General features: G+C 66.2%; 33 protein-coding genes. 8 read left to right on the forward strand and 25 right to left on the reverse strand.

From position 1 onward, the window contains the following. Positions 1 to 45: 45 nt before the first annotated feature. The 18 genes from WJU27_RS12835 to WJU27_RS12920 form a co-directional block, all read right to left on the reverse strand. The gene (locus WJU27_RS12835; RefSeq protein WP_296808767.1) at positions 46 to 357 is read right to left on the reverse strand and encodes a hypothetical protein; all 312 of its coding nucleotides are present in this window, start codon (positions 355 to 357) and stop codon (positions 46 to 48) included. A 113-nt stretch (positions 358 to 470) separates the two neighbouring features. Further along, on the reverse strand, positions 471 to 1,106 hold the full coding sequence (locus WJU27_RS12840; RefSeq protein ID WP_341422352.1) for an HAD hydrolase-like protein: 636 nt from the start codon (positions 1,104 to 1,106) through the stop codon (positions 471 to 473). Positions 1,107 to 1,128: 22 nt separating this feature from the next. Next, positions 1,129 to 1,680, reverse strand: a complete 552-nt coding sequence (locus tag WJU27_RS12845) for a hypothetical protein (protein ID WP_341422353.1) — start codon at positions 1,678 to 1,680, stop codon at positions 1,129 to 1,131. 67 nt (positions 1,681 to 1,747) lie between these two features. Continuing rightward, the gene (locus WJU27_RS12850; RefSeq protein WP_341422354.1) at positions 1,748 to 1,966 is read right to left on the reverse strand and encodes a hypothetical protein; all 219 of its coding nucleotides are present in this window, start codon (positions 1,964 to 1,966) and stop codon (positions 1,748 to 1,750) included. 58 nt (positions 1,967 to 2,024) lie between these two features. Next, on the reverse strand, positions 2,025 to 2,348 hold the full coding sequence (locus WJU27_RS12855) for a YggL 50S ribosome-binding family protein (protein ID WP_341422355.1): 324 nt from the start codon (positions 2,346 to 2,348) through the stop codon (positions 2,025 to 2,027). 164 nt (positions 2,349 to 2,512) lie between these two features. Continuing rightward, positions 2,513 to 3,127: a YfbM family protein gene (locus WJU27_RS12860; RefSeq protein WP_341422356.1), complete on the reverse strand. Its 615-nt coding sequence runs from the start codon at positions 3,125 to 3,127 to the stop codon at positions 2,513 to 2,515. 70 nt (positions 3,128 to 3,197) lie between these two features. Beyond that, positions 3,198 to 3,491 carry a type II toxin-antitoxin system RelE/ParE family toxin gene (locus WJU27_RS12865; protein ID WP_341422357.1) on the reverse strand — a complete coding sequence of 98 codons (294 nt, stop codon included), beginning with the start codon at positions 3,489 to 3,491 and terminating at the stop codon, positions 3,198 to 3,200. Further along, positions 3,488 to 3,712, reverse strand: coding sequence for an addiction module protein (locus WJU27_RS12870; RefSeq protein ID WP_020163356.1), 225 nt, complete (start codon positions 3,710 to 3,712; stop codon positions 3,488 to 3,490). The genes WJU27_RS12865 and WJU27_RS12870 overlap by 4 nt, the downstream gene beginning before the upstream one ends. Before the next feature lie 117 nt (positions 3,713 to 3,829). Next, a complete protein-coding gene (locus WJU27_RS12875; protein WP_341422358.1) occupies positions 3,830 to 4,087 on the reverse strand; it encodes a hypothetical protein in 258 nt (85 codons plus the stop codon). A 58-nt stretch (positions 4,088 to 4,145) separates the two neighbouring features. Next, complete coding sequence (locus WJU27_RS12880) at positions 4,146 to 4,502, reverse strand: hypothetical protein (RefSeq protein WP_081629054.1); 357 nt, start codon at positions 4,500 to 4,502, stop codon at positions 4,146 to 4,148. A 53-nt stretch (positions 4,503 to 4,555) separates the two neighbouring features. Continuing rightward, complete coding sequence (locus tag WJU27_RS12885) at positions 4,556 to 4,861, reverse strand: hypothetical protein (protein ID WP_157257182.1); 306 nt, start codon at positions 4,859 to 4,861, stop codon at positions 4,556 to 4,558. A gap of 14 nt (positions 4,862 to 4,875) precedes the next feature. After that, on the reverse strand, positions 4,876 to 5,361 hold the full coding sequence (locus WJU27_RS12890; protein ID WP_020163352.1) for a hypothetical protein: 486 nt from the start codon (positions 5,359 to 5,361) through the stop codon (positions 4,876 to 4,878). Between the two features lie 11 nt (positions 5,362 to 5,372). Beyond that, on the reverse strand, positions 5,373 to 5,720 hold the full coding sequence (locus WJU27_RS12895; RefSeq protein ID WP_341422359.1) for a hypothetical protein: 348 nt from the start codon (positions 5,718 to 5,720) through the stop codon (positions 5,373 to 5,375). 798 nt (positions 5,721 to 6,518) lie between these two features. After that, the gene (locus WJU27_RS12900) at positions 6,519 to 6,797 is read right to left on the reverse strand and encodes a hypothetical protein (RefSeq protein ID WP_157257181.1); all 279 of its coding nucleotides are present in this window, start codon (positions 6,795 to 6,797) and stop codon (positions 6,519 to 6,521) included. A gap of 106 nt (positions 6,798 to 6,903) precedes the next feature. Further along, positions 6,904 to 7,461 carry a hypothetical protein gene (locus tag WJU27_RS12905; RefSeq protein ID WP_020163349.1) on the reverse strand — a complete coding sequence of 186 codons (558 nt, stop codon included), beginning with the start codon at positions 7,459 to 7,461 and terminating at the stop codon, positions 6,904 to 6,906. Positions 7,462 to 7,553: 92 nt separating this feature from the next. Beyond that, on the reverse strand, positions 7,554 to 7,898 hold the full coding sequence (locus tag WJU27_RS12910; RefSeq protein WP_341422360.1) for a hypothetical protein: 345 nt from the start codon (positions 7,896 to 7,898) through the stop codon (positions 7,554 to 7,556). Positions 7,899 to 7,972: 74 nt separating this feature from the next. After that, complete coding sequence (locus WJU27_RS12915; protein ID WP_341422361.1) at positions 7,973 to 8,272, reverse strand: hypothetical protein; 300 nt, start codon at positions 8,270 to 8,272, stop codon at positions 7,973 to 7,975. Positions 8,273 to 8,460: 188 nt separating this feature from the next. Continuing rightward, complete coding sequence (locus WJU27_RS12920; protein ID WP_341422362.1) at positions 8,461 to 9,348, reverse strand: LysR family transcriptional regulator; 888 nt, start codon at positions 9,346 to 9,348, stop codon at positions 8,461 to 8,463. A gap of 95 nt (positions 9,349 to 9,443) precedes the next feature. On the opposite strand from WJU27_RS12920, the gene WJU27_RS12925 reads away from it, so the two are divergent. The 4 genes from WJU27_RS12925 to WJU27_RS12940 all read left to right on the forward strand — a co-directional run bounded on the left by WJU27_RS12925 (position 9,444) and on the right by WJU27_RS12940 (position 12,562). Continuing rightward, a complete protein-coding gene (locus tag WJU27_RS12925) occupies positions 9,444 to 10,268 on the forward strand; it encodes a DODA-type extradiol aromatic ring-opening family dioxygenase (RefSeq protein ID WP_296808733.1) in 825 nt (274 codons plus the stop codon). Further along, entirely contained in the window at positions 10,265 to 10,852 is a 588-nt protein-coding gene (locus tag WJU27_RS12930) for a cytochrome b (protein ID WP_296808731.1), read from the forward strand. The genes WJU27_RS12925 and WJU27_RS12930 overlap by 4 nt, the downstream gene beginning before the upstream one ends. Positions 10,853 to 10,908: 56 nt before the next feature. Next, entirely contained in the window at positions 10,909 to 11,484 is a 576-nt protein-coding gene (locus tag WJU27_RS12935) for a YceI family protein (protein ID WP_296808728.1), read from the forward strand. Positions 11,485 to 11,998: 514 nt separating this feature from the next. Continuing rightward, positions 11,999 to 12,562 carry an antibiotic biosynthesis monooxygenase gene (locus WJU27_RS12940; protein ID WP_296808725.1) on the forward strand — a complete coding sequence of 188 codons (564 nt, stop codon included), beginning with the start codon at positions 11,999 to 12,001 and terminating at the stop codon, positions 12,560 to 12,562. 326 nt (positions 12,563 to 12,888) lie between these two features. Here WJU27_RS12940 and WJU27_RS12945 read toward each other — a convergent pair whose 3' ends face one another. Further along, positions 12,889 to 13,533, reverse strand: coding sequence for a histidine phosphatase family protein (locus WJU27_RS12945; protein WP_296808723.1), 645 nt, complete (start codon positions 13,531 to 13,533; stop codon positions 12,889 to 12,891). Between the two features lie 276 nt (positions 13,534 to 13,809). Between WJU27_RS12945 and WJU27_RS12950 the strand changes: the two genes are divergently transcribed. The 3 genes from WJU27_RS12950 to WJU27_RS12960 all read left to right on the forward strand — a co-directional run bounded on the left by WJU27_RS12950 (position 13,810) and on the right by WJU27_RS12960 (position 17,871). After that, the gene (locus WJU27_RS12950) at positions 13,810 to 14,325 is read left to right on the forward strand and encodes a TRAP transporter small permease subunit (RefSeq protein WP_020163338.1); all 516 of its coding nucleotides are present in this window, start codon (positions 13,810 to 13,812) and stop codon (positions 14,323 to 14,325) included. A gap of 160 nt (positions 14,326 to 14,485) precedes the next feature. After that, positions 14,486 to 16,150, forward strand: coding sequence for a TRAP transporter large permease (locus tag WJU27_RS12955; RefSeq protein WP_341422363.1), 1,665 nt, complete (start codon positions 14,486 to 14,488; stop codon positions 16,148 to 16,150). A gap of 113 nt (positions 16,151 to 16,263) precedes the next feature. Then, entirely contained in the window at positions 16,264 to 17,871 is a 1,608-nt protein-coding gene (locus WJU27_RS12960; protein WP_020163336.1) for a methyl-accepting chemotaxis protein, read from the forward strand. A gap of 46 nt (positions 17,872 to 17,917) precedes the next feature. Here WJU27_RS12960 and WJU27_RS12965 read toward each other — a convergent pair whose 3' ends face one another. Then, positions 17,918 to 18,733, reverse strand: a complete 816-nt coding sequence (locus WJU27_RS12965) for an alpha/beta fold hydrolase (protein WP_341422364.1) — start codon at positions 18,731 to 18,733, stop codon at positions 17,918 to 17,920. Positions 18,734 to 18,858: 125 nt separating this feature from the next. On the opposite strand from WJU27_RS12965, the gene WJU27_RS12970 reads away from it, so the two are divergent. Further along, complete coding sequence (locus WJU27_RS12970) at positions 18,859 to 19,362, forward strand: hypothetical protein (RefSeq protein WP_341422365.1); 504 nt, start codon at positions 18,859 to 18,861, stop codon at positions 19,360 to 19,362. An 18-nt stretch (positions 19,363 to 19,380) separates the two neighbouring features. Here WJU27_RS12970 and WJU27_RS12975 read toward each other — a convergent pair whose 3' ends face one another. From WJU27_RS12975 to WJU27_RS12995, 5 genes are all read right to left on the reverse strand, one after another. Beyond that, a complete protein-coding gene (locus tag WJU27_RS12975) occupies positions 19,381 to 21,114 on the reverse strand; it encodes a cation:proton antiporter domain-containing protein (protein WP_341422366.1) in 1,734 nt (577 codons plus the stop codon). Positions 21,115 to 21,193: 79 nt separating this feature from the next. Continuing rightward, positions 21,194 to 21,967 carry a fumarylacetoacetate hydrolase family protein gene (locus WJU27_RS12980; RefSeq protein WP_296808704.1) on the reverse strand — a complete coding sequence of 258 codons (774 nt, stop codon included), beginning with the start codon at positions 21,965 to 21,967 and terminating at the stop codon, positions 21,194 to 21,196. Between the two features lie 59 nt (positions 21,968 to 22,026). Then, the gene (locus WJU27_RS12985) at positions 22,027 to 22,668 is read right to left on the reverse strand and encodes an NADPH-dependent FMN reductase (protein WP_020163331.1); all 642 of its coding nucleotides are present in this window, start codon (positions 22,666 to 22,668) and stop codon (positions 22,027 to 22,029) included. Beyond that, on the reverse strand, positions 22,665 to 23,306 hold the full coding sequence (locus WJU27_RS12990; protein WP_341422367.1) for a ParA family protein: 642 nt from the start codon (positions 23,304 to 23,306) through the stop codon (positions 22,665 to 22,667). Before WJU27_RS12990 ends, WJU27_RS12985 begins: the two co-directional genes overlap by 4 nt. After that, positions 23,303 to 23,962: an SDR family NAD(P)-dependent oxidoreductase gene (locus tag WJU27_RS12995; RefSeq protein ID WP_020163329.1), complete on the reverse strand. Its 660-nt coding sequence runs from the start codon at positions 23,960 to 23,962 to the stop codon at positions 23,303 to 23,305. Before WJU27_RS12995 ends, WJU27_RS12990 begins: the two co-directional genes overlap by 4 nt. Positions 23,963 to 23,991 lie beyond the last annotated feature (29 nt).

Here is a 23,991-nt window from a genome sequence, read left to right on the forward strand (position 1 = left end):
GAGCAGCTGAAGTCGGCCAGCCCGGAACGGCGGGGCGGCGGGTGTTCAGTGCGCGGTCGTGGACAGTGCCGCCATCGACGCAAGGCCCGCCTGACGTCCGGCCTTCGCATCGGCCAGCGCCTTCCACTGCGCGCGGACCTGAGCGACGACCTGGGCGAAATGTTCGGGCAAGGCCGGGTGATGCTGCAGGAAGAACAGGTTGGACACGATCTTGCGCGCCAGCAGCGGATGAACCTCATGCACGCCCTGCCCGGTCTGCCCCGATGCCGGGTCCGCGTAGCGCGTCATCAGCGCCATCGTCGCAGCCAGCATGCCGAAGGGGCACGGCATCCGGGGCTCATCGGTTTCGAATTCCATCGTCCGCTTCCTGTGGCTGAGCGTCGCAGGAAGTGCGCCCGCTCGGGAAGCCAGATTAACGCAAATGCGAATCGTTCGCAAATAAACGGTGCCGCGCATTCGAGGTCGCCCGCTCAGGGCCGGAACACGAGTGCCGGCAGCTCACCCGGCGCCGCGCACAGCCGCACGCCGGCCAGCCCGGCGAAGCGGTCCGGCACGGTATAACCCCAGGCCACCGCGACGAAATCCAGCCCGAGCGACTGCGCCACTTCGAGGTCGCGCAGCTCGTCGCCGACGCTCACCGTCCGTTCCGCCACAGCCCCGGCCGCCTTCATCACCCGCCGCGTCTTCGCCGCCTTGCCGAACAGCGACGCACCGCAGCCCCAGTGGTCGATCAGCGGACGGCAGTCGTCGCCGAGCACCCGCTCCACCGTGTCGCGTGCGTTCGACGTGACGATGCCGATCCGCGCACCACCTGCCTTCAGCGCGTGCAGCACTTCGGGCACGCCGTCGAACAGCTTCACCTGATCTGCCCGCTCGCGCATCCAGGCGCGCATCGTCGCCACGACTGCCGGCAGCTTCCACAGCGGCAACCCCACCTCGGCCACGATGTCACGCGCGCCGAGGCGACGCAGGCGGTCGAGGTCGGTCGTATCGACGGGGCGGAAGCCATACCGCTGCGCCGCGTGCGTCCACGCGTCGAGAAACAGATGGAAGGAGTCGGCGAGCGTGCCGTCGAAGTCGAACAGGATGAGGGGGTGGGTTCGCATAGTGTCATTCAGCCGATCCGCTTCATCCGGCCGCAGAGCCGTCCCGCGCGGCTTCATCATGAGACGCATGCAGGCAGGTACGCAGATGCGTCGCACACCGATAGCCGATCAATGTGAACGGCATGAACGCCAGCATGGCATAAGGCATCAGAGACGATTCAATAAAGGCGAACAGCGAGATCATGATGTGTATGAACAGCCCAAACGGAAAGTAGATCCAGGCATTCAGCGTACGAACATCCTCGCTGCTGATAACCGCAACCGACGCAGCAAGAACCGGCGTCGTCAGGAACAGGACAAGGCGCAGAGCCAGTTCCGCCACCTCGCGTGCGTCCGGCTGCCAACTCTGAAATACGATCGGGCACAGATAGGCGAGCAGTGCGGTGCCCACCACCTCGAACAGGAAAAGCAGGCCGAAAGCTCGGCCGAGCGCGGCGGGCCCGGAAGGCGGTGTGCGACCGAATGCGGTCACAGTGAAGGCATAGAGCAGGTAGAACGCGCCGGCAGCCAGTCCATGGAATACCAGCCCAGCCAGCGATACTGTGACCCAGAACCAGATGCTCACGTGATCCATCGGCCCGTCCATGCGAAGTCTGATCCGGAACTGCCCTCTGCCAGGCGATTGCTTGTGGGGCGCACCATCACATCACTTCGCTAGGCGTCCATCCCAGAGCCAGATACAGTGCAGCCAGCGCAAGGGAGGGCTTCACCAGACGGCCGCGTTTGAACCGTACGCCATAGGTGACAAGAAGGTCCCGGCTCTGTTCCTGTCCGGCAAAGAAGTACCAGACCAGCGACAGAAAGCCCATGGAGGGGCTTGCCCGGAAACCCACGAGCAGACCGGGTTCGACCTGTTGCATCCGATGCACGCCAAGAATGCTGGCCCCGGCAAGCGCGCGAATACAAACCGGCCGGGCCCTACGCCGCCGGATACCAGACGTCGATCAGCGGCCCGACCTCCGTCTCGCTCACCTCCGACCGCCCCGCGAGCCAGGCACGCACCGCTTCGCGATGCTGTTCGCCGGCCGACCCGCGTTTGCGCAGACAGGCCATCCCGCGCGTCGATCCGCCGTAGAGCAACCCGTTGCCTTCGATCGCGTCGCCGATGAAGGCGTCCCAGAAAGCGCCCATCTCGTCCGCCGACAGACCATCGCGCAGCCGGAAGGCCACCTCGAAACCCAGTTCCTGAAACTCGTCGATGTGCAGCTTCTTGCGCAGGCGGCGCGAACGGTGATGTGACATCCAGTACTCCCGAATCCGAAAACAGAAGAAGGGCCACGGGGCCGGCGACATTGCTCTACCGGCTCCGCAGCAGGTCCGGCGCATGATCGCCGGGCCGACAGTATCGCCCGCTCGCCCGCGAGGGTCACAGCACAATCGATGACTGATGAGAGGCAGGCAGCGACTCAGGTGAGGCTGATGACGAGGCCGGCGCCCCGCTCCGCCGCCCGCATCACGAAGGTCCTGAGCTCGCCGAAGTACTCCATGCAGTAGCCGAAGCTGTCGTCCTCGGCCGGGTCGCGATCCCAGATGCCGGGGTAGATGTCGAGCTGCGTCATCGGCGCCGGATCGAAGCGTGCACGCATGAAAGCCTCGTCGATGCCGGCGAGCGCGCCGGCCACCGCCTTCACCTCCGCCGCCGTCATGCCGCGCGCGGGCCCGTAGCCGACCTCGACCTCGCCGATCACCGCACCGCCGTGCATCAGGAAGTTCAGCGGCGGCACCCCCTCCCACGCGGTGCCGGTCAGCATGTAGTGGATGCCGTGCCAGGCCTTGTCGACATCGGTGGCTTCGACCTCGCCCGGGGTCAGCGGCAAATCCACCGCCGGCGCCTTTGCGTGCGCCGGCCGGCCGAACAGGCGCTGGAGGAAACCGGCCTTTGCAGCGCCCGCCTCCGCGCGCGCTGCCTCGTACATGCCGTCATCGTCCGGCGAAACGACCTTCCACACCAGCGGCGGATCCGCCAGCACCCGGGCCAGGTTGGCGTCGCTGACGGTATGCAGTTCGAGAATCATGCTCATGGGTGGGGATCACTCGGGGCAGGCAGCAGCGGAAAAGGCGCCATAGACGGCGACACGCATGTCCGACAAGTCAGGATCGTTGTTCGCCGTGCCCGGGATCGCGGCTCTGGTGCCGTACGACCAGCACCTGCAGTCCGTAATCCCTCCTGCAATAGATGACCGCATAAGGAAAGCCGACAAGCGGATATGCCCGGCGATCAGCGCCGGTAGGCGTGCCGAGGTCCGGGTACTCAGCAAGAAGCTTCGTTACGCGCTCGAACTCGGCAAGAAACCGGCCAGCCACACGGCTACCGGCTTCCGATCTGTAGAAGCGGAAAGCATCGGTGAGATCACGATCCGCACCCGGGTGGATCGAAACCTTCACTCCAGTTCCGCACGAAGACGGGCGAGCGCCTGCTCGACCGGAATGGCCACTGCCTCACCGGATTCAAGCTCGGCGTCCCGCTCCGCGGCCAGCGCATCCCAGGCGGCGTCACGAGCACGATCCGCATCCAGACTGGCCACCACACGGTCGAGCAGCCTAGCACGTGCTTCCGGCGCAAGTTGGAGCACTTCTTCAGCAAGGGCTTCCAGCGGACGGGGCATAGCAACCTCCATATTTATCTGCGTAGATTGCCACAACGCGGCATAACAGCCATGGAGCAGGACAGTTGCGGAGCCTGAAAGCGAGCGATGAAAAGAACCTTCGTACGCACGTGTTCCCTACCGCGTGACCAGCACGAAAGCCGCGATGACCGCCACGGCGACGCACACGCCTCGCAGCGGATACAGCGACCACGCATTCAGCAGCACGAACAGCCCGAGCAGGCAGCGGCCGCGCAGGCGTCTGTCCTGCCGAAGCCGCCGGAAGTTCGCCTGCAGCGCGTCGCGCTCACCCTGACAGGCGAAGAATGCGTGGTAAAGCGGCAGGCCGATCAGCCAGAGCGCGGCGAAGAAGGCGCACAGGAAGAGCAGGGTCATGTGGGCGGTCTCCGTCGCGGCACGAAGGAATTGACGGGAATCACGATGCATCACCACATCAAGCCTTGCGCTCGCCTGAGGCCTGCGGCGCATACCGGGGCCAGTCGGCCGGAACCAACAGAGCCCGCCCGATGAACGGCCCGAACGCGACCAGGACAATCGATAGCAGTGCCAACGACGGCGGCGCCGTGACGCCGAACAGCAGAGCTCCGCCATTCAGCATCGCAACCCCGATGAGTACCCACCGCAGGGCGGCGCGTTCGAGCGGGTGCGGATTCAATTGCAGCGCACCGATGCACGACGGACATTTCAGAAACCATCTGAACGCCAGCCAGGATGATTCGCCCTGCAGTGGCACCTTCTTCAATCGCCTGCGCGAAAGGTTCTCTCCGCAAAGAGGGCAATCACACTTCATGCGAAGTCTCCATCAAACGGCGCAGCGCGAGGACCACAGCGCATTGCGTGTAATCAGGTGCGAAGGTAGGCGACATAGAACGGAAACCCTGAGAGCGCACACACCATACCGGCGGCAAGCCACGAGGCGTCAAAGGCCGGATACCCGAGCCGTAGGAAAGCAAGAAAGCCCAGAAAGGGCGAGAACAGATAAAGCCAGTCCGGTGAAGAGAAGGCCGACATTTCCGCCAGATCGGGAAAAGCCCAGCGCAGCCGAATCACTATCCAGCACACGGGCACGCTCAGTATCAGCGCAATGCCTTGCGGGGTGTCCAGACAACGACCGTAAGAAAGCCAGATTCGCAGACGCGACAAGTGCATCGACGAAGTGTCCTCTAATAGTAGTGGTAGTCAACCTGGATTCGCCCGGACGACGACTCCTTCCGGATGACGCGGGCTCGCGCGTCGGAGTGCAACTCGATCTTCGTATCCGAGACCCATTGAACTGTCACCTTTGGTCCACCGTACTGCGTTCGTGGCGCGGGGTCGTTGTTGGATTCCACCACGAAGAAACTCGTTACGCCCCAAAGCTTCCGGTCTTCGATCTCAAGCGTGCTGCCTCCGGGGAGGATCGCCATATGTGTATTGAAACCGGTGGTCGCACCGCAGTCGATCTGGTACGAAACAGCTTTCGACTTCCGATTTGGCGAGAGCACCTCGTCCACCACGTACGTTCCGCATAAGCGGTCATCAGCGTTCGACAGCAGCGCCAACAGAGCGGCGAATGCGAGTGCACACATCAGCATCAGACCGATCACGCACTTTTTCCAGAAAGCCATGCCTTTCCCCGGGGCAAACTGCATGAGGATCAAGTCCTCCATTCAAGCTGCGGTCAATCGACTGCAACCGAGACATGGCTTACGTTGCCGCCAGGACTGAAACTGACAACCAGCAGGCTTTGCCGCCAGTCCCAGTGGCACTGGCCGAGGCCGTAGCGCAGTGCTTCCGCGGCACCTTCGTCAGGCGCGCCGAGCAGTCCGACCACCTCGACGCGCGTCAGCTTGAGCAGCGCGCCTGTACGTATGAGCGACAGCGCCATTCCGCCCCGCACACAACCCGGATCGTTGAGTTGTACCTGCGCGCGCCGGCTCACCCATTGCTCCGCAACGAAGCTCTCCTCCGGCTCGTGCACGGAAGTGACGTACCGGAAGCCGACGACAGTCAAGGCTGCGACGGACACTACGCTAGCGAGAAGGAGGGCACTCCGCATGACATGACGGGTTCGAGAAGAGGCATCCACAATGTACTTCGGTATGCCCACGTGCTGAATGAAATCAGCCTTTCAGCCGGATCAGCGATCGACATGAAAGTCTGGGGCCGTCTGAGCGGCTGGGCGCCGAGGTCGGGCTGAAGGACAGATACGCAATCTGCAGCAGGCCTCGAACATGCATGTTCAACAAGCTTTTCACGTCGTCGCTCGCCTGCCGATCACGATTCGGCCTTCATTCATTGGGCAAGGTCACGCTCTTCTACGGCTCACGCGAACCCGGCTCTTGAGCACCACACGAGGGACAGGACGAGACCGCGCGATCCGCTGGACCAGCGACGTACCAGAGCCCCCAGATAAGAAAGCCCGCAGTGCCTACGATTACGGCCAAGGTGTAGCGTCCGCCACGCAGGCCGGAGGTGGACGCGAACAACAGCGCGAGGCCAAGGACCACCAGACCGAGCAGAGTCGCACCGACGACGTCGATCATGCTGCGTCGCCGTACTTCGTGTTCAAGCACTGTTCCGCATCTCTGGCACGTACTTTTCGTTCCCTGAGTTGTGATGTGCATATGGGCGGCGCTACCGTGTCCGGCTCAGAAGTGAAGGGCTCGCGCTGGTTATCGACGAAAGTAACCCTACGCCCCGCGAGGCGGATTGACGCAGCCTAAAGGCGGGTGTTCGGCGGTCCGGTAGACGGAATGGTTAGGCGCACCTGCGCCACCGCACGCCCTCGGCAGACGCAAGCTACGACGCGAAAAGCTTGAATAACTCATAGGTGCGGCCAGCTTTGAGACAGGAGATAAATGCCCAGAGCTATAAGTGCCAGGCCAAGCACTTCTACGACGAAGGCAACGAACAAACCTGCGTTTTCTAGTTGGTTCCGCTGCTCGGACGGAAAACGGCCAAATGTGACCGCACGGCAAGCGAACCAGCCCACCGACCAACCGACCGTTTGCACACAGAACTCCCAACCAAGCCACCAAAGCGCACGTAACACGCCCAGCAATAGGGTCCTTGGCAGTGAGATCATGTCCAGGAAGTCAAACATGGGACGGATTGGGGGCGCCTAAGGTCTGAGTAGTGACCTCATGCCTTGCGATCCAGTGGATGGTTTGCGCCATCGCTGAGGCGAACGGGCTCAAGATCAAGTGGATTCACGCGGGCACATTCGAACCAAGCTGCGCGCTTGCGCCGAAGGCTGCTCTGACGATGGCTGACATGTTGCCCGCAACGGTGCCGGACCACCGATCCAGCGACGACGGAATGCCACCTAAAGAATCCGGATCAGCTAGATCGTAGATTTCAGCGAACATAAAGTCGGCAGCGCCCAAGGCGAGGTCATAGTGCGGATACTGCGCGACCGTTGCATTGAGATCATGGTGAGCAACCATTTGGTCTCGAAAACGGACAATGCTCCCTCTGTAGGCTTCCCATTCGTCAGCGCTGAGACCAATCCTCTTCAGTAACTCCGCACGCACTTCTTCATGCCGCTCTTTGGGGATGGTTCGTGTCCAGTGAGTGTCTTCATCCCAGGACCCGAAGACTTTGCACCAGTCGATGGCCGCCGCATCAAGCAGCAGGTTCAGGGTCATGATCCAGAACGTCTGCTTGGGCTCGAGCGCGATTCCTTCGATCATCCGGCGAACTCTGACCGACTGGGCAAAGGCCATGAGCCGGTGAAGCGAAGCCAGAGCGGTATTGCTCGAGTGCATTTGTGACGCCTAACGTTTGAATTCACCGGACTGCGCGGCTTTTCGCGCAGGTCCGGTGGAATGAGAAGTTAGACCTCGACGGCCCAAGGCAACTAGCACCAATTTCCGCAGACTCCGCAGCGAAACCTGCCTTTGATGGCAGTGGCAATGATTGCCTTTGACCTTTGATCGAGCAGGAGTCCCTCGATTCCTGCTACGGGTTGTTTAGGCAGTTGGTCGGCCAAAAGACTGCCGCACTTTCCGCAATGTTCTTTGAAGCCAAACAGGAGCGCTGCGGCAGCACAGATCAACGATGAAACCATTAGCAGTGCACCAACGGGGGTTGCGTTCACGGTGATACCGCCGAATTGATGGGCGATCAAAAATAAAAGAAAACCCAACAGCAGCAGCCAGTGCAGAACAACGAGACGACAACCGGACACCAAGCTCATGTTCATAGCCGTACTGCCTTGCATGGAATGTCATGGAGTTGGAACGGAAAGGACAGCATGGTGAGGTCTAACGTTTGAACTCAGCGGCCCGCTTTGGCGGGTCCGCTGCGGTGAGTAGTTAGGTGGTACGCATCACTTTCGCGAGGAAAAACAGGCTCAAACGTAATCCCAGCCCTATGTAAAGCAGTCATTGCTCTAAAGGCGATATCGCTCCAGCATTGTTTTACCGCCTGCGGCGCATCGCCGGGAATTTTTCGCCATTCATTAGCGATAAATGCGATTTGCTCCGGAGAAAGCCAAAGGGCAATTCTGCCTTTTGCGATTTCGTCATCGGGATCTGTTGGGACCATGCCTGCACCTAACTTTGTTTTCTGGCGCATTTTTGCGCCATAACTATGGACGCTGCCGGATAAACGGGCAGGGGTGATCGTTCCGAAACGGTTTCAGGCTCACGGTTTTGGCGCGCCATGCTGTGTATTCATCCAGTATTAAACAGAGATGAAAAACCTCACCCCTTCTATTTCTCATCTTGGGTCATCCGGAATGTACCCGAACAGGCTGTGTCCAACTATGCCATCAGCCTTTCGGCCAACCAGTCCATCAGCACCCGGACCCGGTGCGGCACATGCCGGTTGCCGGGCAGAACGGCGTACACACCAAGCTCGGGTGTGGCGTAGTCGGTGAGCACGGGCTGCAGGCGGCCGTCGGCCAACCAGGGGTCGAGGATGAAATCGGGCTGGCAGGTGAGGCCCATGCCGCGGGCGGCGGCCTCGGTCAGGACATCGCCGTTGCTGGCGGTGAGCGGGCTGCGCAGCGGCACGGTGACGGTGCGGCCGTCGGGCGTGGTGAAGGTCCAGCTCGGCTGGGCGGCGACGGCGGTGTAGCCGAGGCAGGCGTGGTTCGCGAGGTCTTCCGGCGTGGCCGGGGTGCCGTGGCGGGCGAGGTAGTCGGGTGAGGCGACCGCGATCAGCCGGCTCGTGCCGATGCGGCGCGCGACGGTGGCGGGGTCGAGCTTCGCGGTGACGCGGATGGCGAGGTCCATGCCCTCTTCGATCAGGTTCACGCGGCGGTCGTTGTAGTCGATATCGAGCGTGACTTCCGGGTAGTGCTCGGCGAAATCGAGCAGCAGCGGCGACAGGCGCTTCAGGCCGTAGCTCAGCGGCGCGCCGACGCGGATCGGGCCGCGCGGCGTCTGCCGCTCTTCGGCGATGCCGGTTTCGGCGGCTTCGACCAGGTTCAGGATGACGCGGCATTTCTCCAGATAGGCGGTGCCGGCCGAGGTGAGCGACAGCCGGCGCGTGCTGCGCGCCAGCAGCTTGGCGCCGAGGTGGGCTTCGAGGGCGGCGATCTGCCGGGTGACCACCGAGCGGGCAACACCCATCTGCTGGGCGACGGCGGAGAAGCTGCCCAGTTCGACCACGCGAACGAAGAGCTGCATGGCATCGAGACGATCCATTGTTGCGATTCCTGCAACGAGTATTTGCGGATTGTCGTCTATTTCGGACAAGCCGGAATGACTAAGCTGCAGTCATCGAATCACGGATGTCCGCCATGAGCACCGCCGCACTGCACACCTACCCCGCCAGCCTCTTCGTACCGCACGGCGCGCCGACCTTCGCGCTGCGCCCGGGCGCGGCCGGCGCGGCGCTGAAGGCGAAGGCCGACCTGCTGCCGCGGCCGCGCGCCATCGTCGCGGTCAGCGCGCACTGGGACAGCGCCGTACCCACGGTCGGCACCGCCGACCGGCTGGACACCATTCACGATTTCTACGGCTTCCCGCCCGAGCTGTACGCGATCCGCTACCCGGCGACCGGCTGCCGCGAACTGGCGGGCATCGTCGCCTCAGCCATCGAGGACGCCGGCCTGCCGGTGCAGCTCGACGCCGAACGCGGCCTCGATCACGGCGCGTGGGTGCCGCTGCGCTTGATGTACCCCGACGCCGACGTGCCGGTGATTCCGCTGTCGCTGCAGAGCCGCGGCGGCGCCGAAGGTGCGTACCGGCTGGGCCGCGCGCTGGCGCCGCTGGCCGCGCAGGGCCTGCGCGTGCTGGGCTCCGGCAATCTGACGCACAACCTGCGCGACTGGCAGATCGTCGCCCACGGCGACGGCCGCACGCCGGCCTATGTGCGCGCCTTCGCCGACTGGTTCGCCGAACGGCTGGCGGCAGGCGACACCGACGCGCTGCTCGATTACCGGCGCCGCGCGCCGGACGCCGTACGCGCCCACCCGAGCGAAGAACACCTGCTGCCCTTCTTCGTCGCGCTCGGTGCCGCAGGCGAAGGTGCGACCGCCGAGCGCTTCCACGCCGGCATCGACGACTATGTGCTGGCGATGGACGCCTGGGCCTTCACCCCTGATAGAGGAGCGCTGCAATGAGCCTGAAGAACACCGCCGCCAACTACGGCCGCATCGCCAAGTGGTTCCACTGGACGACGGCGGCACTCTTTCTCGCCGCCTACGTGTCGGTCTATTACCGCCAGTGGTTCACCGAAAAGCAGACGCCGGAGAACATGACCGCGCTGCAGATCCATCTGTCGGTCGGCGTCAGCATTGCCGTCATCGTGGCGCTGCGCGTGATCTGGCGCCTGATGAACCGCGCGCCCGCTGACGAGCCGGGCACGCCGCTGGCGCACCTCGCCGCCCATATGGGCCATCTGGCGCTGTACGCGGTGATGATCGTCGCGCCGATCACCGGCTACCTCGGCACCGGCGTGAGCACGGATTTCTTCTTCCTGTTCGAGATTCCGAAGTTCGAAAGCACCGCACTGTTCCAGAGCGTGGTGGCCGAAGGCATGGGTCTCGACTTCAAGACCTTCGAAAAGCCGATCGACTTCATCCACAAGGATGTGCTCGGCGCCTGGCTGATCTGGCTGCTCGTACTGGGCCACGCCGGCGCCGCGCTGTACCACCACTTCGTCCTGCGTGATCGCACGCTGGTGAAGATGACTTCCGGCGGCTGAGCCGCCCTCACCCTCGCTGCATATATATATAGATGTACCCAAACCGGAGAACCGCCATGACCTCGCTGAAAACCCTCATCGCCTCGCTCGCCCTCGCCGCTGTCGCCGCCCCCGCGCTGGCCGCGCCGGAAACCTTCAAGCTCGACCCGAACCACAGCTTCCCGCGCTTCTCGTACAGCCACTTCGGCTACTCGACCCAGCTGAGCCGTTTCGACAAGACTTCCGGCACGATCACGCTGGACCGCGCGGCGAAGACCGGCGCCGTCGACATCACCATCGACACGAAGTCGGTGAGCACCGGTTCGTCGCTGTTCAACGAGCACATCCAGGCCGAAGACTTCCTGGACACCGCCCGCTTCCCGACCGCCACCTTCAAGTCGACCAAGGTGGTGTTCGACGGCGACAAGCCGGTCGCGGTCGACGGCACGCTGACGCTGAAGGGCGTGAGCAAGCCAGTGACGCTGAAGGTGACCAGCTTCCATTCGATGCCGCACCCGATGACGAAGAAGGACGCCATCGGCGCCAACGCGACGGTCACCGTCAAGCGCACCGACTTCAACATGGGCAAGTACGCCCCGAACGTCGGCGACGAAGTGACCATCGACATCGCAGTCGAAGCGATCAAGGAGTAAGCAGCAGGAGATGCGCCCGACCTGTGGCCGGGCCGGGATTCTGTGGGAGGGGTCTCTGAATCCGACAGCTGCGAGTCGTCACAGGCACTGTCGCGGCCAAGGCCGCTCCCACAAGGGTTGCGCCAGATCCGCGACCCGAGCCTGGAGCATGGTTCTGTGGGAGGGGTCTTGACCCCGACAGCGGCAGGTCGTCATACGCACTGTCGCGGCCAGGGCCGCTCCCACAAGGATTGCGCCAGATCCGCGACCCGAGCTTGGAGCATGGTTCTGTGGGAGGGGTCTTGATCCCGACAGCGGCGGGTCGTCATACGCACTGTCGCGGCCAAGGCCGCTCCCACAAGGGTTGCGCCAGATCTGCGACCCGAGCCTGGAGCATGGTTCTGTGGGAGGGGTCTCGACCCCGACAGCGGCGGGTCGTCATACGCACTGTCGGGGTCAAGATCTCTCCCACCGGGGCATCGAAGTACGCAACCCAGCTTCTCTAACAAACGCAATACGGATAACGGAGATCATCATGAGCGCCGCCCCACCGCAAGCCCATGTCACCCGCATCGCCCGCCGCCGGGCACGGGTCGGGTTCGAGGTCGAATACGAAGCGCTGATCCGCGAAATGTTCGAAGCCATGCGTCATGCGCCCGGCTTTCTCGGCGCCCAGATGATCACGCCCGAGCAGCCGGGCGGCGATTACCAGGTGATCGCGCATTTCCGTTCCGAAGCCGATCTGAAGGCGTGGGACGAAAGCCCGGCACGCGCGGCGCTGCAGCCACGGCTGTGCGCCGCCGGCGAGAACGAGCCGGAGTATCGGGTGGTGACCGGGCTGGAGGCGTGGTTCGGCCCGCAGGTGGTGGCGCCGTCCACCCACCCGCCGCGCGCCCGCATGGCGCTGGTGACCTGGATGGGCATCTTTCCGACCGTGTCGCTCTTCCTGTGGCTGGTGGCGCCCTGGCTGACGCCGCTGCCCTTCCTGCTGCGCGTCGCGCTGCTGACCGCGCTGATCGTGATCACGATGACCTGGGTGGTGATGCCGCGGCTGACGCGGCTGATGCGCGGTTTCCTGAATCCGGCGGCGGGCAGATAGCGCCCGTCTTCGAAGGGCGCACCGGCCTTGTGGGAGCGAGCTTGCTCGCGATTGCGGCCTGGATAGAAGCCGGCGGCGCCTGACGGCCGCGTCGCGGCCAAGGCCGCTCCCACAGGGGACGCGCCGATCCGCGCCCCGAACCTTTGCCGAGGTCTTGTGGGAGGGGTCTTCTGACCCCGACAGCGGCCTGCCGAAGCCCCATCGCGACCAGAGGTCGCTCCCACAAAAGCAGTCCCGGATCACGGTCGGAGCGGGGTTCTGGTGGGCGCGAGCGTGCTCGCGATTGCGGCGTGGATCGAAGCCGATGGCTTGCGACGCCGCGCTGCTTACGCCGGCAACTCGTCCAGCGCACCGTCGAGGTGGGTCTGGTCGCCCCAGCGCTCGATGCGCCAGCCGTTCGCGTCATGCGCGATCCAGTTCAGCGCGCAGTTGGCGATGTCGAAGTCACGTTTGCCGGTCAGCGGCATCCCGCGCACACGGCGTGCGACGATGTCGAGCACGCCGCCGTGCGTCACCAGCAGCAGCGTGTGACCGGCGTGGCGCGCGCGCAGCGTTTCAATCAGCCCCCAGATGCGGGCATCGAACTGCAGCAGGCTTTCGCCGCTGCCGCCCGGAAACTGCGCGGCGGGCTCCCGCGCCTCGAAACGGTGGAAGTCCTCCGGGTGGCGCTCGCGCGCTTCGGCGTAGGTCAGCCCCTGGAAGGCGCCGTAATGCCGTTCGCGCAGCGCCGGCTCCGGCATGACCGGCTGGCCGCGCGGCACCGCGATGCGCCCGGCCGTCACCCAGGCGCGACCAAGGTCGGACCCGTAGAGCGTGTCGATGCGCTCGGCCAGCAGCGCCTGTGCGGTGGCCTGCGCCTGCAGCAGGCCGCGCTCGTTCAGCGGAATGTCGATCTGGCCCTGCACGCGACGGTCGACGTTCCAGGTGGTTTCGCCGTGGCGGACCAGGCAGATGCGGGTGGTGGCGGTCATGGAGCGATCCTTGTGCGATGCAATATTGTAGGGCGTCGGCAGCTGCTACGTTCAGCGGCCGCGTCGCGGCCAAGGCCGCTCGCACAGAGACGGTGAGCCCGATCAAGGAGCGGAGCCTGAATCCGGGTTCTGTGGGAGGGGTCTTCTGACCCCGACTGCGGCCAGAATCGAAGCCAGCGGACTGCATCGGCCGCGTCGCGGTCAGAAGACCGCTCCCACAGTGCGTCGCAGCCGCCTCAGCGGTTACCATCGCGCCTTCACCTCCACCCCCACGCCATGCGCGCCCTGCTGACGCTCGCCGATCTGACCGACCGACTGAACGAGGCCTGCGGCCGCGTGCTGCCGTGGACCGTGCTGGCGGCGGTGCTGCTGGCGGTAGGCAATGCGCTGGCGCGCAAGTTCGACGCCGGCTCGAATGCGCTGCTGGAGGCGCAGTGGTATCTGGTGTCGGCCGCCTTCCTGCTCGGCGCCGGTCGCGTGCTGAAGCTGGACGAGCACGTGCGCATCGATCTGCTGACCGCGCGTCTGTCGCCGCGTGGCCGGATCAAGGCCGACATCGCTGCGCTCGCGCTGACCGTGCTGCCGGTATGCCTGCTGATGCTGTGGCTGTCCTGGCCCTGGTTCCTGTCGTCGTGGCTCAGCAATGAAGTGTCGGCCAGCGCCGGCGGCCTGCCGTTGTGGCCGGCCCGCATCCTGGTGCCGGCCGGCTTCGCGCTGCTCACCTTGCAGGCGCTGGCGCTGATCGTGCGCCGGGTCGCTGCGCTCGCCGACGACGCGGAGGCGGAGGCATGAGCGCGTCCGCACGGCCGCCCCGAAGGATGCGCGTCCCTCCCTCGGGGAGGTGGTCACGCAGTGACCGGAGGGCCAACCTCTCCGCGTCCGCACGGTCGCTCCGAAGGATGCGTGTCCCTCCCCCGGGGAGGTGGTCACGCAGTGACCGGAGGGTCGTCCCATGACCGCCTGGCTGGCCGCCAACCTGGCCCCGGTCATGTTCTTCGCGATGATCCTGTTCCTGCTGTCGGGGGCGCCGGTCGCGTTCGCGCTGGCGACCTGCGGCATCGTGTTCGGGCTGATCGGCATCGAACTGGGCCTGCTCTCCGCCTCGCTGGTGCAGGCGATGCCGGACCGCGTGTTCGGCGTCATGAGCAACGACACGCTGCTGGCCATTCCCTTCTTCACCTTCATGGGCCTGCTGCTCGAACGGTCCGGCATGGCCGAGGACCTGCTCGACACGGTGGGCCGGCTGTTCGGCACGCTGCGCGGCGGGCTCGCGGTGGCGGTGGTGCTGGTCGGCGCGATGCTGGCGGCCACCACAGGCGTGGTCGCGGCATCGGTCATTTCCATGGGTCTCATTTCCTTGCCCATCATGCTGCGCGCCGGCTACGACGCGCGGCTGGCCAGCGGCGTGATCGCCGCGTCGGGCACGCTGGCGCAGATCATTCCGCCCTCGCTGGTGCTCATCGTGCTGGCCGACCAGCTGAACCGGCCGGTCGGCGACATGTACCGCGGTGCACTGCTGCCCGGTCTGGTGCTGACCGGGCTCTATCTGCTCTACGTGCTGGGCATGGCCTGGCTGAAACCGAAGAGCGCACCCGCGCTGCCCGAGGCCGACGACCACGACGCAGCCGAGCGGCGCGGCGTGTGGGCGCTGTTCGCGGTCGCGCTGGCGGCTGGTGTCGGCGCCAGTCAGCTGCCGACGCTGCAGGCGCACGCCGCCGACGCGCGCGCACTGCTGTCGGTCACCGCCGGTGGCGCGGTGGCCTGGCTGCTGGCGCTGGCGGACCGCCTGCTGCGCCTGAACCTGCTGCCCGATCTGGCGCGCCGCGTGGCCTTCGTGCTGATGCCGCCGCTGGCGCTGATCTTCCTCGTGCTCGGCACCATCTACCTCGGCCTGGCGACGCCGACCGAAGGCGGCGCGATGGGCGCGGCCGGCGCGCTGCTGATGGCGCTGGCGCGCCGCCGCCTCAGCGGCGAACTGCTGAACCAGGCGCTCGACCGCACGGTGCGGCTGACGTGCTTCGTGCTGTTCATCCTGATCGGCGCGCGGCTGTTCTCGCTCACCTTCTACGGCATCGACGGTCACCTGTGGGTCGAACACCTTCTGCTGTCGCTGCCCGGCGGCCAGACCGGCTTCCTGATCGCGGTCATGCTGCTGGTGTTCGTGCTCGCCTTCTTCCTCGACTTCTTCGAACTGGCCTTCATCATCGTGCCGCTGCTGGCGCCGGTAGCCGAGAAGCTGGGCATAGACCTGGTGTGGTTCGGCGTGCTGCTGGCGGTGAACATGCAGACATCCTTCATGCACCCGCCCTTCGGCTTCGCGCTGTTCTACCTGCGCTCGGTAGCGCCGAAGACGCTGCCCACGCGCGACATCTACTGGGGCGCCGTACCCTTCGTCGGCATCCAGATCGTCATGGTGGCGCTGGTGCTGGCGGTGCCTCAGCTGGTGACCGCCAACCTCGGCGGGCCGGCGCGGGCGGTGGGCAGCGGCAGCCTCGTCGACGACGGCTACGAGCGTACCGGCAGCACGCCGCGTCTGCCGGCGGGCCACCCCGAGGCGGCGCTCGAAGCGGCGATCGAGCGGGCGGAACGCCTGTCCGGCCAGAGCGAGGGCGACTGAGCGCAGCGCAGTACCGTCCGTCGGGAATCCGTCCCGCGCGGTCGCCGCGTCGTCAAGTAATGCGGTGCCCGGCCGTGAACCCTTCGTCCATAGCGAACCGAAGGGATGACCCCGTGAAGATTTCCACTCGCCTGGCACTGATCGTGTCGTGCTCCGCCGTCGGTCTGGTGCTGATAGGCGGCATCGCGCTGAGCGAAATCCGCTCGACCATGATGGCCGAACGCGAGGCGCGCATCGTCACGCTGCTCAAGCTGTCTACCGGCATTCTTCAGCGCTATCACGAGCAGGAGAAAGCCGGCACGCTGACGCGCGAACAGGCGCAGGCACATGCACGCGAGGCGCTGCTGGGCCTGCAGAGCGACGATCACTACATGTTCGCGCGCAGCGCCGACGATGTGCTGCTGGCCCACGTGCGCAAGGAAAAGCTCGGCCAGAAGGACAATGGTGGCGTTGCCCCGGACGGCCGCACCAACACCGACGTCTACCGCGAAGCGCTGGCCAAGGCCGACCCCGCCTTCGTCACCGTACCAGCGAAGAAGCCGGGGGCCAGCGAGGCGCTGCCGAAGATGAACGGCGTCACCCATTTCGCGCCCTGGGGCTGGACCCTGGGGACCGGCTTCTTCGTCGATGACATCGAACAGGCCTTCAAGTCCTACGCGCTGACGCTGCTGGTCATCGCGCTGGCGGTCATTGCGGCCACCGTGGCGCTGACCATCACCGCCTCGCGCCGCATCTTTGCGCAGATCGGCGGCGAGCCGGAGGTCGCGATGCGGGCCGCCACCGAAATCGCCGCCGGGCGACTCGACGTGGCGATGCCATCGGCACGCAACGGCAGCCTGATGCATTCGCTGTCCATCATGCGCGACAGCCTGAAGACCATGATAGGCGGCATCCAGCAGGGGTCGAAGTCGCTGACCGCGGCGGCCTCCGACATTGCCGAACGCATGCAGCAGATCCGCGAGGCCTCCGGCCAGTCGTCGTCCGCGACCTCCTCGACCGCCGCGGCAATCGAGGAAATGACGGTCAGCGTGAGCCAGATCGCCGACAGTGCGCGCGACTCGGAGAACCACTCCAGCCGTTCGGCCGAACTGGCCATCGTCGGCGAACAGCGTGTGCAGTCCGCCGCCGGCGCCATCGAGGACGTGTCACGGCAAGTCACCGACGCGTCGGAGCGCATCGGCGAACTGGCCGAGCGTTCGCGCCAGATCAGCGGCATCGCCAAGACCATCAAGGAAATCGCAGAACAGACCAATCTGCTGGCGCTGAACGCGGCGATCGAAGCGGCGCGCGCCGGCGAACAGGGCCGCGGCTTCGCGGTCGTCGCCGACGAGGTGCGCAAGCTGGCCGAGCGCACGACGCAGGCGACCGGCGAAATCGCGCAGACCATCGCGGCGATCCAGACCGACACCGACGCCGTCGTACACAGCATGGAAGCAGTGCGCCCGCAGATACAGAAGGGCGTGGCGCTGGCCGGCGAGGCCGCGGCGGCGCTGCGCAGCATCAACGACGGCGCGACCGAGGCGCTGCACCAGATCCGCAGCGTCGCCCACGCGACCGCGGAACAGACGCAGGCCAGCAACAGCATCGCCAGCAACGTCGAACGCATCGCCCACATGGTCGAGGAATCCGACCACTCGGTGCTGGCCGCCGAACAGACCGTGCATCAGCTCGGGGCGCTGGCCACCGAACTCGATTCGACCATCGCCCGCTTCCGCGTCTGATCGCGCTCAGCGTCTCTTGCAGGAAGGGCCGGTGATCGCATTGCGCTCACCGGCCTCCGCCCCGCTCGATCATTTCCAGCACTGCCCGCGCACACGCCTCCGGCGCCTCCATCGGCACCAGATGGCCGGTCGGCAGTTCCACCCAGTTCGCACCCCAGAAGCGGCGGTTCTGTTCGCGACCGGCGAGGCGGGTTTCTTCCGAATGACTGCCGGTGATGAAACCGACCGGCGTACCGCGGGCGCGCAGCCGGCGCACGGCGAGCAGCGCATCACGGTGGGCGATGGTCGCGTACACGTCGCGCTCGGTTTCGCGCGGGATGGCCAGCGTGACCCCACCACCGGGGTGCTCGTGCAGGCCGGCGTGGACGAAATCTTCGAGCACACCGGGCGCCCAGCGCCGCACGAAATCCTTGCTGCCCAGATGGGCGCGCGCTTCCTCGCGCGACGCCCAGTGGTTGCGCCTGCGCGCCGCGACCGGCGCCGGGCCGAGCTTCCAGGTCAGTCCGGTGGCCTTGGCGGCCGACACCAGCGTCGCCCGCCAGCCGAGCACCATCGGCGAATCGATCAGCACGACCTGTGACACCCGCTGCGGCAGCCGCGCAGCCGCCATTGCCGCGAGATAACCGCCCATCGAATGGCCGACCAGCACCAGCGGTCCGTCGGGCAGCGCGTCGATGCAGTCCATCACCTGCGCCCGCATGCGCCGCCAGCCATGACCGGGCCGGTGCTGCGCTTCGGTGCCTATGGTGTCGATCGCGTGGACCGTCCAGCGCGTTGCCAGCAGATCGAGGAAGGCGCGATAAACGCCCGCCGGATAGCCGTTTGCGTGCAGGAAAAGCAGCCGGGAAGACGGTATGTTCATTGGATCGGAAGCATAACCCCGGCCGGCAGAATGCTCCCTGCTGCCGTTTGAGTCATGTCAATGTTGCGGCGCGGAATCCAGCGCAGACTGGTTATAAACAACCCACCAATCGGAAGGAAGACATCATGAAAAAGGAATGGGCAGTCATCGCGCTTTCCCTCTGTATGAGCGGCCCGGTATGGGCCGACGCGTCGGGCAAGCACGCCGGCGCCGACCACCCGGCCGAGGCCGTCAAGGGCAAGAAGCCGGCCAATGTCGCGGCCAAGCCTGCGCTGCCTCCCGGCGTCAGCACGAAGTCGAAGAAGGTGCACGCCGGCTACGAACACCCGGCGGTCGAGGGCCATGATCAGCACGTGCCGACCGCGGTCGAGAACACGCCTGCACTGCCGCCTGGCGTGAGCACGAAGACGAAGAAGGTACATGCCGGACAGGAGCACCCGGCAGTCGAAGGCCACGACCAGCACGTGCCGACCGCGGTGGAGAACAGGCCGGCCCTGCCGCCGGGCGCCAGCACGGCCACCCACAAGGTGCACGCCGGCTACGAACACCCGGCCATCGAAGGTCACGACCACCCGCTGCCGTCGGCCACCGAAAGCAAGCCGGCGCTGCCGCCGGGCGTCAAGCCCTGAACCGGTGACCGGCGGCGCTCAGGCGCTGCCGGCCGCCCGCTCCGACTCGATCAGGCGTGCGCCCGTGTCGGCATCGACGCCGACACGGTCGAGCACATGCACCCCCATCTGCAGCGCCGCTTCGAGCGCTTCGGGAATCACTTCGCTGGCCCCCGCCGCCAACAGCTCGCGCGCATGTGCGGCATCGCGCGCACGCGCGATCAGCGGCAGCGCCGGAAACTCGGCGCGCAGGCTGTGTACCACGTGGCGGGCCGCGGCCATGTCGTCCATCGTGACGACGATGGCGCGCGCGCGGCCGGCGCCGAGGTGATGCAGCAGAGCCGGCCTGCCAGCATCGCCGACGATGACCGGTCGCCCCTGCGCGTGATGTTCGGCCGCCGCCGCGACGTGGCGCTCGATCGCCACCCAGCGCACGTCGGCCCGGTCGAGCAGGCGCGCCACCAGCTGGCCGACGCGGCCGAAGCCGGCGATGATGACCACGTCCTCGTCGGCTTCGTCGCCCGGCAATGACGCGGGTGCGTCGGCCTCGCGCGTGTCGAGCTTCTGCCGCAGCACGCGGCCTGCCCGCGCCGCCAGCGGCGTCAGGAACATGCTCAAGGTCACCACCAGCAGCATGAAATTGCCGACCGCGCCGGCCAGCACGCCACCGGCGATGGCCACGCCGATGACGATGAAGCCGAATTCGCCGGCCTGGCCGAGCAGCAGCGCCGCCTCGGCCGCCTCGCCGCGGCTCAGGCCGCTGCGCCGGAACAGGCCGTACATGGTCGCGCTCTTGATGGCGTACAGGCCGAGCACCGAAGCGACCAGCCAGCCGGCGTCGCCGGCCACCTGCAGCAGATCGAGGCTCATGCCGACCGACACGAAGAACAGGCCCATCAACAGACCCTTGAACGGCTCGATGGCGAGCAGCGCGGCGTGACGGTATTCGGTTTCGGCCAGCATCAGGCCGGCGAGGAAGGCGCCGAGCGCCATCGACAGGCCGGCGGCGCCGGTCAGCGCCGCCACGCCAAGCGTGGCGAACAGCGTCAGCGCCATGAAGCTGTCGGCCTGGGTGGTGACCGACACGCGGCGGAACAGCGGGGTCAGCACGAGGCGTCCGGTCAGCAGGATGAGCGCCACGGCCGCCGCCGCCTTCAGCAGCGCGGTCAGCATCAGCATCAGGAAATGCCCGCCGCCGCCCTCTCCACTCTGGCCGGCCATCAGACCGAGCAGGATGAGCAGCGGCACGACGGCGATGTCCTGCAGCAGCAGCACGGCGAAACTCATGCGGCCGACGGTGGAGCGGGTCTGGCCGGATTCGGCCAGCAACTGCATCACCACTGCAGTCGACGACATGGCCAGACCGAGGCCGAGCACCACCGCCGTTTCTTCGCTGTGGCCGAAGGCCAGCGCAACGGCGCCGATCAGCGCAGCGCAGCCCAGCCATTGCGCGCTGCCGACACCGAGTACCCAGCGGCGCAGCGACCACAGCTGGCGCGCCGGCAGCTCAAGGCCGATCACGAACAGCATGAACACCACGCCCAGTTCGGCCAGCACGCGCACACCTTCGCCGTCGGCGATGGTGAGCCAGCGCAGCCAGGCGTGGTCGGCCGCGATGCGACCCAGTCCATTCGGCCCGGCCAGCGCACCGATCACCAGGAAGGCAACCACCTGGCTCACCCGCGCGCGGGCGAGCAGCGGCATCACCAGACCGGCGATGGCGAGGAAGAGCAGGATGGGCTGCAGATGGGGCAGGCCGGCGTGGGCGTCCATATTTTCAGGATGCCTGTGCGCGCGGCCGGCCGTATTGACGCAGGTCGATCGGAGCGCGGCTGTTCATGCCGCGGCGGCCCTACTCGGTCGGTGCGTAGATGTTGGTCAGCGTGCCGACGCCACTGACGGTGACCTCGACCGTGGTGCCCGGCTTCATCGGCAGCACGCCGACCGAGGTGCCGCAGCAGATCACGTCGCCCGGCATCAGCGTCATGTCGCGCGAAATGCGCGACACCAGCTGCGCCGGCGAGAAGATCATGTCGGTCACCGGGTAGCGCTGGCGTTCGCGGCCGCCGACCGTGGTGACGATTTCGGCGTCGGCCGGCAGCGGGTCGGTCGAAATGACCGGGCCGAAGCAGCCGAAGCCGTCGAAGCTCTTGGCGCGCGTCCATTGGCCGAAGGACGGGTTCTTGTCCACCAGTTCGAGCGCGCTGACGTCGTTGATGCAGGTGTAGCCGAAGATGGCGTCGGCGGCCTGCGCCTCGTCCAGATTGCGCGCGACCTTGCCGACGACGACGCCCAGTTCGCCTTCGTAGAACACGCGACCGTCGAAGCCGGCCGGCTTCGGGATGGGCTGCTGGTGCCAGTTCAGCGCCTGCGGCGAGCGCACGAGGTAGAGCGGATCTTCCGGAATCGGATGACCGGCCTTTTCCACTGCGGCGCGGATGTTGTGCACGATGATGACCATCTTCGGCGGCAGGCAGGGCATCAGCCACTCGATGCCGTCCAGCGGCACGGTCTCACCGGTCGGTACCGGGTTGGCGAACAGATCGCCGTCCAGCAGTTCGACCGCATCGCCATTGATGCGGCCCAGGCGTTCGGCGCCGTTATGGCGCAGGCGCAGGTATTTCATGTCTCTTCCAGGCTCGTGTTTGTTGTAATGAAAAACTTCAGTCGCGCAGGCGCGTTCCGTCAATCGCGCAGGCGCGAGGCGACATCGACCAGGCGCGCGACCGTGCGGCGCAGCATCTGCTGCATCCGCTCGTCGGCCAGCCCGCCTTCCGGCGTGAAGGCGGAAGCGGCGTTGCCGACCGCGATCTGCTCCGACAGCACCAGCGCGCCGACCGACTGCAGCACCGCGCGCAGATGCACCAGACCACGCAGGCCACCGAGCGCGCCGGGCGAGGCAGCGCCCAGTGCGACCGTCTTGTTGGCATAGGGCACGGTGCCCGCCTCGTCGCCGGCCGGGCGCGACACCCAGTCCAGCGTGTTCTTGAGCACGGCGCTCATCGACCCGTTGTATTCGGGCGACGCGATGAACAGGCCGTCGTGCGACTTGAACAGTTCCTTCAGCGGGCGCACACCCAGCGGCAGCCCGGCCGACGCCTCGAGATCGCCGTCATACAGCGGCAGCGGATGGTCGCGCAGATCCATCAGCGTCGCCTCGCCGCCGGCCTCCTCGATCGCGCGCGCGGCAGCGATCGCCAGCTTGCGGTTGAACGAGGCCTCGCGCGTGCTGCCGGCGAACACCAGAATGCGCGCCTTGGCGCCATCCAGCTCGGAACTGTCGCGGACGACTGCGAGGCTCTTGCTGTTACGTGTCGAGTTGTTCATGGGGAATCCAGCCAATCGATGATGGGTTGCCACTGTTCGCGGTCGGTCTGCGCGCGCGAGCGCGACAGGTCGAAAATGCTCATGCCGTGCGCCGCCGTCTGCACGTACAGCTGCGAATTGCGCAGGTAGGCCAGCACCGGCAGTTCGAGGCCGGCGCAGAAACGCTCCAGTTCGTGCGCGGCGCGGGTGCGGGTGTCGACCCGCATGCCGACGATGCCGATCTTCACCTTGTTCGCGGCGACCCGCTTGTGCTCGGCCAGTTCGGTCAGGAAATCGCCGGTGGCGAGGATGTCGAAGATCGACGGCTGGACCGGAATCAGCACGCGGTCGACCATTTTCAGCATCGCCTCCAGCCGCTTGCCGCGCAGGCCAGCCGGCGTGTCGAGCACGACGTGGGTGGTGCCGCGCGGCGGACGGGCCGGCTGTTCGGGCTCGAGTTCCCAGGTGGAGATTGGCGCCAGCAATGGCGAGCGCATGCCCAGCCAGTGGCGGGCCGACTGCTGGCGATCGATGTCGCCCAGCATGACGCGCGCGCCCTGGGTGGCCCAGTGACCGGCGACATTGGTGGCCAGCGTGCTCTTGCCGGCGCCACCCTTGGGATTGGCGATCAGCACGCTGCGCATTGCCCGCTCGCTCACGACAGAACGATTTCGCGTGCAAACTGGCCGGGCGGCTGCGCGTGCAGCGTCCAGAACGCGTCGGCCACACGGGAGGCGTCAAGCAGGCTGCCTTCGCGCAGCACGCCGGCAATGGTGACGATGGCGGCATGCACGCCGGCCGGTGACAGCTCCTGGTGCAGGCTGAATACGAGGTTGCGCAGCGCCGCCTTCTGCACCGACAGCGAGGCGGCCGCGGCGACCGGCTCCATCGCCAGGCCACCGCCGGTGTACAGGATGCTGCCCTGGCCGGTCGCCCGCATCGCCGGCAGCACGGCGCGTGCCGCGGTCAGCGCGCCGAGCACGCCGATGCGCAGGTCGGACGCCAGCGCTTCCGGGTCGAGCACCGACGGTGCGCATTCGCGCGGCACCGAGGCGTTGAAGATGAGCACTTCCGGCGGCGGCATCGCCTGCCGCATGTTCTCGATGGCCGACACGATGGATTCGTCGCTGCCGGCATCGACCACGAAACCCTGCGCGGTCACGCCGCGCGCGGCCAGTTCGTGCTCATAGCGTTCGAGCTTTCCGGCGTCGCGCGAAATCATCGCCACGCAATAGCCCTCGGCGGCGAAGCGCCGCGCCACTGCGGCGCCGACGCCTGAGCCCATGCCGACGATGGCACACACTTTCGAACCCATAGTTCTCTCCCGACCTGCTGCGCTTCTGC

Origin of the sequence: Methyloversatilis sp. NSM2, assembly GCF_038066675.1 — a bacterium.
GTDB classification, from domain to species: domain Bacteria; phylum Pseudomonadota; class Gammaproteobacteria; order Burkholderiales; family Rhodocyclaceae; genus Methyloversatilis; species Methyloversatilis discipulorum_A.

Bases quoted from the DNA above. Each gene is read 5' to 3' on its own strand.
- WJU27_RS12985 (WP_020163331.1), bottom strand. From the start codon at position 22,668: ATGAACAACTCGACACGTAACAGCAAGAGCCTCGCAGTCGTCCGCGAC.
- WJU27_RS12860 (WP_341422356.1), bottom strand. From the start codon at position 3,127: ATGAGCATGATTCTCGAACTGCATACCGTCAGCGACGCCAACCTGGCC.
- WJU27_RS12930 (WP_296808731.1), top strand. From the start codon at position 10,265: ATGAGCCTGAAGAACACCGCCGCCAACTACGGCCGCATCGCCAAGTGG.
- WJU27_RS12965 (WP_341422364.1), bottom strand. From the start codon at position 18,733: ATGAACATACCGTCTTCCCGGCTGCTTTTCCTGCACGCAAACGGCTAT.
- WJU27_RS12940 (WP_296808725.1), top strand. From the start codon at position 11,999: ATGAGCGCCGCCCCACCGCAAGCCCATGTCACCCGCATCGCCCGCCGC.
- WJU27_RS12875 (WP_341422358.1), bottom strand. From the start codon at position 4,087: ATGACCCTGCTCTTCCTGTGCGCCTTCTTCGCCGCGCTCTGGCTGATC.
- WJU27_RS12835 (WP_296808767.1), bottom strand. From the start codon at position 357: ATGGAATTCGAAACCGATGAGCCCCGGATGCCGTGCCCCTTCGGCATG.
- WJU27_RS12955 (WP_341422363.1), top strand. From the start codon at position 14,486: ATGACCGCCTGGCTGGCCGCCAACCTGGCCCCGGTCATGTTCTTCGCG.
- WJU27_RS12975 (WP_341422366.1), bottom strand. From the start codon at position 21,114: ATGGACGCCCACGCCGGCCTGCCCCATCTGCAGCCCATCCTGCTCTTC.
- WJU27_RS12850 (WP_341422354.1), bottom strand. From the start codon at position 1,966: ATGCAACAGGTCGAACCCGGTCTGCTCGTGGGTTTCCGGGCAAGCCCC.
- WJU27_RS12885 (WP_157257182.1), bottom strand. From the start codon at position 4,861: ATGCACTTGTCGCGTCTGCGAATCTGGCTTTCTTACGGTCGTTGTCTG.
- WJU27_RS12945 (WP_296808723.1), bottom strand. From the start codon at position 13,533: ATGACCGCCACCACCCGCATCTGCCTGGTCCGCCACGGCGAAACCACC.
- WJU27_RS12910 (WP_341422360.1), bottom strand. From the start codon at position 7,898: ATGAACATGAGCTTGGTGTCCGGTTGTCGTCTCGTTGTTCTGCACTGG.
- WJU27_RS12845 (WP_341422353.1), bottom strand. From the start codon at position 1,680: ATGGATCACGTGAGCATCTGGTTCTGGGTCACAGTATCGCTGGCTGGG.
- WJU27_RS12920 (WP_341422362.1), bottom strand. From the start codon at position 9,348: ATGGATCGTCTCGATGCCATGCAGCTCTTCGTTCGCGTGGTCGAACTG.
- WJU27_RS12870 (WP_020163356.1), bottom strand. From the start codon at position 3,712: ATGCCCCGTCCGCTGGAAGCCCTTGCTGAAGAAGTGCTCCAACTTGCG.
- WJU27_RS12925 (WP_296808733.1), top strand. From the start codon at position 9,444: ATGAGCACCGCCGCACTGCACACCTACCCCGCCAGCCTCTTCGTACCG.
- WJU27_RS12970 (WP_341422365.1), top strand. From the start codon at position 18,859: ATGAAAAAGGAATGGGCAGTCATCGCGCTTTCCCTCTGTATGAGCGGC.
- WJU27_RS12855 (WP_341422355.1), bottom strand. From the start codon at position 2,348: ATGTCACATCACCGTTCGCGCCGCCTGCGCAAGAAGCTGCACATCGAC.
- WJU27_RS12890 (WP_020163352.1), bottom strand. From the start codon at position 5,361: ATGGAGGACTTGATCCTCATGCAGTTTGCCCCGGGGAAAGGCATGGCT.
- WJU27_RS12915 (WP_341422361.1), bottom strand. From the start codon at position 8,272: ATGCGCCAGAAAACAAAGTTAGGTGCAGGCATGGTCCCAACAGATCCC.
- WJU27_RS12880 (WP_081629054.1), bottom strand. From the start codon at position 4,502: ATGAAGTGTGATTGCCCTCTTTGCGGAGAGAACCTTTCGCGCAGGCGA.
- WJU27_RS12840 (WP_341422352.1), bottom strand. From the start codon at position 1,106: ATGCGAACCCACCCCCTCATCCTGTTCGACTTCGACGGCACGCTCGCC.
- WJU27_RS12935 (WP_296808728.1), top strand. From the start codon at position 10,909: ATGACCTCGCTGAAAACCCTCATCGCCTCGCTCGCCCTCGCCGCTGTC.
- WJU27_RS12995 (WP_020163329.1), bottom strand. From the start codon at position 23,962: ATGGGTTCGAAAGTGTGTGCCATCGTCGGCATGGGCTCAGGCGTCGGC.
- WJU27_RS12980 (WP_296808704.1), bottom strand. From the start codon at position 21,967: ATGAAATACCTGCGCCTGCGCCATAACGGCGCCGAACGCCTGGGCCGC.
- WJU27_RS12900 (WP_157257181.1), bottom strand. From the start codon at position 6,797: ATGTTTGACTTCCTGGACATGATCTCACTGCCAAGGACCCTATTGCTG.
- WJU27_RS12950 (WP_020163338.1), top strand. From the start codon at position 13,810: ATGCGCGCCCTGCTGACGCTCGCCGATCTGACCGACCGACTGAACGAG.
- WJU27_RS12905 (WP_020163349.1), bottom strand. From the start codon at position 7,461: ATGCACTCGAGCAATACCGCTCTGGCTTCGCTTCACCGGCTCATGGCC.